The 8,577-nt window shown below is 68.1% G+C and carries 7 protein-coding genes; 2 read left to right on the plus strand and 5 right to left on the minus strand.

Going from position 1 to position 8,577, the window contains the following annotated elements:
* Nucleotides 1-6: 6 nt before the first annotated feature.
* From VK92_RS29660 to hpnI, 4 genes are all read right to left on the minus strand, one after another.
* Complete coding sequence (locus VK92_RS29660) at nt 7-1,056, minus strand: HpnL family protein (protein WP_048024390.1); 1,050 nt, start codon at nt 1,054-1,056, stop codon at nt 7-9.
* The gene (gene hpnK, locus VK92_RS29665; RefSeq protein WP_048024388.1) at nt 1,053-1,937 is read right to left on the minus strand and encodes a hopanoid biosynthesis-associated protein HpnK; all 885 of its coding nucleotides are present in this window, start codon (nt 1,935-1,937) and stop codon (nt 1,053-1,055) included. The genes VK92_RS29660 and hpnK overlap by 4 nt, the downstream gene beginning before the upstream one ends.
* Before the next feature lie 3 nt (nt 1,938-1,940).
* Nucleotides 1,941-3,383, minus strand: coding sequence for a hopanoid biosynthesis associated radical SAM protein HpnJ (gene hpnJ / locus VK92_RS29670; RefSeq protein WP_309301883.1), 1,443 nt, complete (start codon nt 3,381-3,383; stop codon nt 1,941-1,943).
* Nucleotides 3,384-3,519: 136 nt separating this feature from the next.
* Entirely contained in the window at nt 3,520-4,695 is a 1,176-nt protein-coding gene (gene hpnI, locus VK92_RS29675; RefSeq protein ID WP_048024386.1) for a bacteriohopanetetrol glucosamine biosynthesis glycosyltransferase HpnI, read from the minus strand.
* A 639-nt stretch (nt 4,696-5,334) separates the two neighbouring features.
* Between hpnI and VK92_RS29680 the strand changes: the two genes are divergently transcribed.
* Nucleotides 5,335-6,333, plus strand: coding sequence for an LLM class flavin-dependent oxidoreductase (locus VK92_RS29680; RefSeq protein ID WP_048024384.1), 999 nt, complete (start codon nt 5,335-5,337; stop codon nt 6,331-6,333).
* 27 nt (nt 6,334-6,360) lie between these two features.
* Here the strand turns inward: VK92_RS29680 and VK92_RS29685 are convergent, their stop codons facing one another.
* Nucleotides 6,361-7,422, minus strand: a complete 1,062-nt coding sequence (locus tag VK92_RS29685; RefSeq protein WP_042977701.1) for an alpha/beta fold hydrolase — start codon at nt 7,420-7,422, stop codon at nt 6,361-6,363.
* Between the two features lie 173 nt (nt 7,423-7,595).
* Between VK92_RS29685 and pdxY the strand changes: the two genes are divergently transcribed.
* Nucleotides 7,596-8,456 (plus strand): pyridoxal kinase PdxY, encoded by an 861-nt coding sequence (gene pdxY / locus VK92_RS29690; protein WP_042977705.1) that lies wholly within the window; start codon nt 7,596-7,598, stop codon nt 8,454-8,456.
* Nucleotides 8,457-8,577: the final 121 nt, after the last annotated feature.

Consider the following 8,577-nt stretch of genomic DNA (forward strand, 5'->3'; position numbering starts at 1 on the left):
TGGTGGTCAATGCATCGTTTCGGTTTCGGATTCGGTTTCGGCCACGCGGCCCGTCGCTTGCGGCGCGCGCGGCACGGCCGGCGGCGCACCGATGCTGCGGCGCGTGCGCACGAGTTCGGCAAGCTGCCACGACCCGAGCGCGAGGCAGCCGAACAGCACCTCGCGGCCACGCTTGACCAGCGCGAGCGACAGCGCCGTCTCGCGGTCGACGCCGAACATCTGCGCGAGCAGCACGACGGTCGCCTCCTGCACGCCGAGGCCGCCCGGCACCATGAACGCCGCATGGCGCACGGCCTGCGTCATCGCCTCGATCGCGATCGCGCCGCCGATCGACACCGGATGGCCGAGCAGCGCGAGCGCCCAGTAGATCTCGAGCGCGCCGAGCACGTAGCCGGCCAGCTGCCAGAAGAACGCGCTGAACAACAGGCCCGTGCGCGACATCAGCGCATCGATGTCGGCGTCGAGCCGCTTGCCGTCGACGCCCTGCAGCAGCCGGTGCGAATCGCCGAGCAGGCGGCCCGCGAAACGCTCGATCGCATGGAAGATCCCGCCGCGGCGCATCAGCACGACGCCGAGCACCGGCAGCGGCAGCGTCAGCAGCAGCGCGAGGCCGATCGTGCCGCCGCCCATGTTGTCCGTCGTCGCGAGCAGCAGCACGAGGCCGAGCGCGGCAAACGCGTACTGAACGACGATCGTCACGAGCACCTCGACGATCACCGACGCCGTCACGCGGCTCGCGTCGGGCACCTGCCAGCGCGCGAGCCGGATGCCGACCAGCTCGCCGCCGATCCCGACCACCGGCAGCAGCCGGTTCACCGCTTCGCGCACGGTCGCGATCCACCAGAGGAACGGCAGCGACGAGCGCCTGTCGAGCAGCAGGTGCCACGCGTAGGCGTCGAGCAGCAGCGGCAGCGCGTGGAACGGTACGAGCCACAGCAGCGCGTAACCGGCGCGCGCGAGCATCTGCGACACGTCGCCGATGCCTTCGTGCAGCCCCAGCGCCAGCAGGATGCCGATGCCGAGCGGCCAGCCGAGCCATTTGATCCACTTGATCATGACGGCTGCGCTCCCGGTGCGCGCGACGCCAGCCCGCCGCGCTGCGCCGCGAGCTGGCCGAACACGTCGGCAAAGCCGCCGGTCGCGACGCCCGCGGCCTTCAGCGCGGCCGCGACGCGCGGCGACAGCAGCGCATCGAGTTCGTCCACCGGACGGTAGCCGGCCATCGTCGGCGTGATCGGGCCATCGCCGGCCTCGGCCGGATGGCAGTAGATCTCGCCGACGCCCGGCGGCAGCTTGGCCAGCGCGTCGAGCAGCACGGCCTCGTCCATCGCGCCCGTATGCTCGATCCCGACCACGTAGTCGTTGTGCGCGAGCCCCGCCCGGTCGAGCCGCGCGCGCACGAGCGCGATCCACGGCTTGAGCAGCGCGGGCGCGCTCGTCTCGTACGGCAGCCGCACCGCGCGCAACCCGTAGTCGCGGCCGATCTCGATGATCAGCGACAGCACGGTCGGATGCAGGTGGAAATGCTTGTGCGCGTTCACGTGGTCGAGCGGCAGGCCGCTCGCCGCGAACGCGTCGAACTGCGCGCGAATCTCGCGGCGCAGCTGCGCCCGCACGTGCGGCAGGAAGAAGAAGCGGCAGCCGTCCTTCGCCATCGCGTCGCCGAACCGCCCATCGGGGCCAACGAGCGCGGGAATCTCATGCGCGGGCAGCGTGGCCGGCCCGTCCGCGAGCACGAGATGCAGGCCGACCGCGAGCGACGGCAGGCGCCGCGCACGCTCGATCGCATCCGGTGCGGCGCTCGCGCCGACCATCAGGCTCGCGGCGTTCAGCACGCCGTCGCGGTGCGCGCGTTCGACTGCCGCGTTGACGCGCGGGTGCAGCCCGAAGTCGTCCGCGGTAAAGATCAGCGCCCGCGCCGCCCGCTGCGTCGCCACGGTTTACGCCTCGTGCGCGCGCAGGAAGCGGAAGAACTCGACGCCTTCGCGCAGGCGACGCTTCATCATGTCCCAGCTCGTCAGCATCTCGCGCACGATTTCCCAGATCTTCGACGGACGGAAGTAGAACTGGCGATAGAACTGCTCGAGGTGGTGGTAGATCTCGTCGCGCGACAGGTGCGCGTAGCCGATCGCCGCGAGCTGCACACCTTCCTTGCTCACCAGGTTGATGGTCTTGTTCTCTTCCATCCAGCCGTTTTCCACGGCCTGCTTGTAGAGCGTCGTGCCCGGATACGGCGCGGCGAGCGAGACCTGGATCGTGTGCGGATTGATTTCCTTCGCGTACTCGATCGTCTTCTTGATGGTCTCCTGCGTCTCGCCCGGCAGGCCGAGGATGAAGGTGCCGTGGATCTTGATGCCGAGCTTCTTGCAGTCCGCGCTGAAGCGGCGCGCGAAATCGGTGCGCACGCCCTTCTTGATGTTCACGAGGATCTGGTCGTCGCCGGATTCGAAGCCGACCAGCAGCAGGCGCAGGCCGTTTTCCTTCATGATCTTGAGCGACTTGTACGGCACGTTCGCCTTCGCGTTGCACGACCACGTCATGCCGAGCTTGCCCAGGCCGATGGCGATCGCTTCGGCGCGCGGCAGGTCGTCGGTGAAGGTGTCGTCGTCGAACATCAGTTCCTTCACTTCCGGCATGTTGTCGCGGATCCACTTCGCTTCCGCGAGCACGTTCTCGACCGAGCGCGTGCGGTAGCGATGGCCGCTGACCGTCTGCGGCCACAGGCAGAACGTGCAGCGCGACTTGCAGCCGCGGCCCGTGTAGATCGACACGTACGGGTAGTTCAGGTAGCCGATGAAGTAGTTGTCGATCTTCAGGTCGCGCTTGTAGACGGGCGCGACGAACGGCAGTTCGTCCATGTTCTCGAGGATCGGACGCGCTTCGTTGTGCTCGATCGAGCCGTCCTTCGCGCGCCAGCTCAAGCCCTTGATCTCGGGGAACGGCTTGCCTTCGGCGATTTCCTTGCAGGTGTAGTCGAATTCCTCGCGGCACACGAAGTCGATCGCCTCGCTCGCCGTGAGCGAGTTGTGCGGATCGACCATCACCTTCGCGCCGACCATGCCGACCAGCATCGACGGCTTCATCTTCTTGAGATCCTGCGCGAACATCGCGTCGGTCGGGAACGACGGCGTGCTCGTGTGGATGATCACGAGATCGTAGTCGTTGGCGATCTTCAGCGTTTCCTCGACCGACAGGCCGTCGGCCGGCGCGTCGACGACGCGGCTGCCCGGTACGAGCGCGGCCGGCTGCGCGAGCCAGGTCGGATACCAGAAGGAACGGATTTCGCGCTTCGCCTGATAGCGCGAGCCGGCTCCGCCGTCGAAGCCGTCATACGAAGGGGCCTGCAAGAACAGCGTTTTCATGAATGCTCCGGTAGCCTGCATAGTTCGTTTCGTTACAACGATTCAGTCAAAAAACCGCGGGCCGCCTTGCCGGCGCCCGCCTCTCTGTCATGTCGCGCCGCGCGGCCTCGCCGCGCAGCGCGTGTCGGCCCTCGGGCCGGGTTCGACCGGAACGGCCCTAGCGGCCGTCCACTGCTTCCACGGCCGCCGTCGCGCGCTCGCCGCCGACGACCGTCATCCTCGCGCCGCGCCACACGACATGCGTGCCGAACACGGCCGCGAGCCACTCGAGCGCGAGCAGCGTGTCGCGCACCGCGACGAGCGGCAAGTCGCGCCAGAATGCGCGCCAGCCGTCCTCGCCGCGCGCGTGCAGCACGAGCCGCCCGAACGCGCCCACCACGGCCGCCCCGCCCGCCAGCGAGCCGGCGAAGGTTCCGTCGAGGCGCAGCGCGAGCGCCGCGCCGATCGCGAGCCACGGCACGGTGAACGTAATGAACAGGAACGCGAAACCGGCCGGGTTCAGCGAACGGATCGTGCGCAGCCAGCGCGTCTCGCGGTGCCACAGCGGCCCGAACGACGGCTCGATCACGTCGGTCGCGACCTCGACCTCCGACAGCACGGTGCGGCGCCCGAGGCGGCGCGGCAGCTCGGCCAGCCAGAAATCGTCGGCCAGTTCGTCCTTCAGCGCGGGAAAACCGCCGATCCGGTCGAGCGTGTCGCGCGTCAGCGCGAGCGTCGCGCCGAAGCCGAAGCGGCTCGAGCGGCCGAGATGCGTGATCCGGACCGACGGCGCGAACCAGGCGTCGACGAACTGCGCGCCGATTCGCGTCCAGAACCCGCCGACGCTGCGCGCATGATACAGGCACGTGACGACGCCGACCGACACGTCGGCGAGCGGTGCCGTCACGCGCTCCAGATAATCGGGCGTCACCGCGATGTCGCTGTCCGCGATCACGATGCGGCCGTATTTCGCGCGTTCGGCGAGGTTGACCAGGTTGCTGACCTTCAGGTTCTTGCCGTGCACGCGCGCATCGATCACGAGCGTGATGTCGCACTCGGGGTAATCGGCACGCAGCCGTTCGACCACGGCGACGGCCGGATCGGCCGCCGACGCGACGCCAAACAGTACTTCGTAACGCGGATGGCGCTGCTCGCAGAACGTCGCGAGGTTTTCGTACAGGTGCGGCTCCGCGCCGCACAGCGGCTTGAGCACGCTGACCGGCTCGAAGCCGTCGCGCGCGGCCGTGCGCGGCGTACGCGGCCGCGGCGCGAACGCGGCGACGAGCGCATAACCGGCCGCGGCCAGCGTGAAGACGATCAGGAGCCAGTCGAGCATCGTTGCGGTTGCCGTCATGCGCGACGCCTCCCGGCGACCTGAACGCCATGGAGAACGCTTGAACGCGATTGAGCGTGATTCGGTATTCCGACAACGACGAACGCGGGCACGACCCGACTCCTTGTTCCAGCAGCGTCTGTATATGAGGAAGGCTCGACCCATCCTTCGGGTATGGCCATGCCCGGTTTCGCGTGGTGCACCTCCGCGGGAAACCCGGGCGAGATGCGGGAAGACTCGTATGGCTACCTTCGGCACAACATGGGCAGGCGCCGGATTTTAGCAGTCTGCGGCACCCCGCGCTCGGCGCTACGAGAAACGGACTTGTGCATTTCCGGCAAAGCTGCGCAGTCGGCGAACCATTTGAGCGCACCCGCGTTCACGTTAGCGTAAGCGGTTTGCAGGCGTATTGCAGTCTTGAAAATCAATCGTTTCGTGCAAATTTGTACGTCGATGCGGATTCACATCCAATCGCCGTAAAGATTGGTAATTAATCGCCGATTAGATTGATTTTTGCAACGATCGCCGGATTCGGCCCTGCACCCCTGAAACGCGCATGGGTATCGCGCCGCTCCCAGCACGTTCCGGAACCCTTTGGCAAAATCCCTGGCATTTGTTGCGTAAGCGCATCACCCAGCCCCCCTGTTCGAAGGCCAACCGATGACTCCGTTTTCCGTACTCGATCTCGCCCCCATTCCGGCCGGCGCCGACGCCTCCCAGGCGTTCCGCAACACCGTCGATCTCGCGCAGCACGCGGAACGGTGGGGCTACCAGCGCTACTGGCTGGCCGAGCATCACAACATGCCGGGCATCGCGAGCGCGGCCACCGCCGTCGTGATCGGTCATGTCGCGGGCGCGACGCAGACGATCCGCGTCGGCTCGGGCGGCATCATGCTGCCGAACCACGCGCCGCTCGTGATCGCCGAGCAGTTCGGCACGCTCGCGTCGCTGTATCCGGGGCGCATCGACCTCGGCCTCGGCCGCGCGCCCGGCACCGACCAGACCACGTCGCGCGCGCTGCGCCGCGACCTGATCGGCAGCGCCGATTCGTTTCCGGACGATGTCGCCGAGCTGCAGCGCTACTTCGCGGAGCCGGTGCCCGGCCAGCGCGTGCGCGCGGTGCCCGGCGCGGGGCTCGACGTGCCCGTGTGGCTGCTCGGTTCGAGTTTGTTCAGCGCGCAGCTGGCGGCGATGCTCGGGCTGCCGTTCGCGTTCGCGTCGCACTTCGCGCCGGATTACCTGATGCGCGCGCTCGAGATCTATCGTGCGCAGTACCGGCCGTCGGCCGCGTGGCCGAAGCCGCATGCGATGGTCGGCGTCAACGTGTTCGTCGCCGATACCGACGACGAGGCGCGGCGCCTGTTCACGTCGCTGCAGCAGCAGTTCATCAATCTGCGGCGCGGCACGCCGGGCAAGCTGCCGCCGCCCGTCGACGTGCTCGAGGCCAACGAACTCGAGCTCGCGACCGTCGCGCATTCGCTGTCGTTCGCGGCGGTCGGCTCGCGCGACACCGTGCGCGACAAGCTGCGCGACCGCATCGCGCAGACGGGGGCCGACGAGCTGATCGTCACCGCGCAGATCTACGATCACGCGGCACGGCTGCGTTCGTTCGAACTGACCGCGCAGATCCGCGACGAGCTCGCGAGCGAGGTGCGCTGACGGCACACGCCCGCAGCCGCCCCCGCGTCACTGCGGGTGCGCGGCCTCCAGCCCGTCGAGCAGCGCCTTGTGAAACGCGTCCGGATCCTGGATCTGCGGCGCGTGCCCGAGCGCCGGGAATTCGACGAGCTGCGCGCCGGGGATCGCGGCCTGCGTCCGCTTCGCGAGTTCCGGGTAGCGGCCGAGCTTCGCATGCACGTCGGGCGGCGACACGTCCTTGCCGATCGCGGTCGTGTCCTTGTCGCCGATCATCAGCAGCGTCGGCACGCGGATCGCGCCGAGTTCGTAGACCACCGGCTGCGTGAGGATCATGTCGTAGATCAGCGCGGAGTTCCAGGCGACCGCGTCGCGGCCGGCGCCACGGTACATCCCGGCCAGCATCTGCACCCAGCGCTCGTACGACGGCGACCACTTGCCCGCGTAGTACGTGCCCTGCTCATAGCGGCGAATGCTGTCGGCCGTGGTCTTCTGCTCGCGCGCATACCAGTAGTCGACCGGCAGCGGCGGCACGCCGAGCGCCTTCCAGTCCTCGAGGCCGATCGGGTTCACGAGCACGAGCTGCTCGGTCGCCTTCGGATACATCAGCGCGTAGCGCATCGCGAGCATCCCGCCCGTCGAGTGGCCGACGATCGTCGCCGACTTCACCCCCACCGATTCGAGCAGCGCGTGCGTGTTGCGCGCCAGTTGCTGGAAGCTGTACTGGTAGCGATCGGGCTTCGACGACTTGCAGAAGCCGATCTGGTCCGGTGCGATCACGCGATAGCCGGCCCGGCTCAGCACGCCGATCGTGTCCTCCCAGGTCGCCGCGCAGAAGTTCTTCCCGTGCAGCAGCACGACGGTGCGGCCGTTCGGGTGCGCCGGCGGCACGTCGAGATAGGCCATCTCGAGCGTTTCGCGTTGCGACACGAACGTATACACATGCACGGGTGCCGGATAGGTGAACCCTTCCAGGCGCGGGCCGTACACGGGCCCGTCGTTGCCGGCGGCCGATGCGGCGGCCGCCGCGACAGGCATGGCGCACGCGGCGGCGACACCCGCGCCGAGCACGACGGCGCGCACGGCATACAACATCTTGCGAATCGAAAGCATGGCGATCACGGTGATTGGAGACGCACGCGGGCAGCCGGGCCGCCTCGCGCCCCGCGATTCTACGCGGTCGCGCTGACGACGGCGCGCAACACTCCGGGGCCGCGCGACTTCCGCGCGCGCGACGAACTCGGGTATCGTGTGACGTGACCCTGAAACGCGTGCAGGCGATTCCCATGAAAAACGTCCTCAGCATTCAGTCGCACGTCATCTACGGCCATGCCGGCAACAGTGCGGCCGTGTTCCCGATGCAGCGCCTCGGCGTCAACGTCTGGCCGCTCAATACCGTCCAGTTGTCGAATCACATGCAGTACGGCCATTGGGCGGGCAGCGCGATCGATGCCGCGAAGATGGAGCAGCTCGTCGACGGCATCGCCGCGATCGGCGCGCTCAAGCGCTGCGACGCCGTGCTGTCCGGCTTCCTCGGCTCGCCGCCGCAGGCGCGCGCGGCCGTCGAGATCGTCCGCTCGGTGAAGGCGATGAACCCGAACGCGTGGTACTTCTGCGATCCGGCGATGGGCCAGACGGGCGGCATCCGGCCCGAACCCGGCGTCGAGGAATTCATGGTCCAGGAAATGCCGGCGCTCGCCGACGGCATGTCGCCGAACCACACCGAACTGCAGAAGCTGGCCGGGCGACGCATCGAAACCGTCGCCGAAGCCGTCGAAGCGTGCCGCGCGCTGATCCGCCGCGGCCCGCAAATCATCCTCGTCAAGCACCTGCACGACCGCAACAGCCCGGCCGATCGCTTCAACATGCTCGCCGTCACCGAAACCGAGGCATGGATCGGCCAGCGCCCGCTGTACGCGTTTCCGCGCCATCCGGTCGGCGTCGGCGACCTGACCAGCGCGATCTTCGTCGCATGCCGGCTGCGCGGCGACTCCGTGCGCGCCGCGTTCGAGCACACGCTCGCAGCCGTGCATGCGGTCGTGAAGGCGACCTACGATGCGCGCCGCTACGAGCTCGAGCTCGTCGCCGCGCAGGACGAGATCGCACGCCCGAGCGAATGGTTCGGCGCGTGGGTGACGGACGCCTGACGTAGCGGCATCGCCCACCGCTTCAGCGGCGTGCATTCCGCGTTGTCCCGTTGTCCTGCTTTCCTGCTTTCCTGCTTTCCCGCTTTCCCGCTTTCCCGCTTTCCTGCTTTCCTGCTTTCCT

Origin of the sequence: Burkholderia sp. LK4, assembly GCF_001043615.1 — a bacterium.
In the GTDB taxonomy this organism is placed as follows: Bacteria; Pseudomonadota; Gammaproteobacteria; order Burkholderiales; family Burkholderiaceae; genus Burkholderia; species Burkholderia cepacia.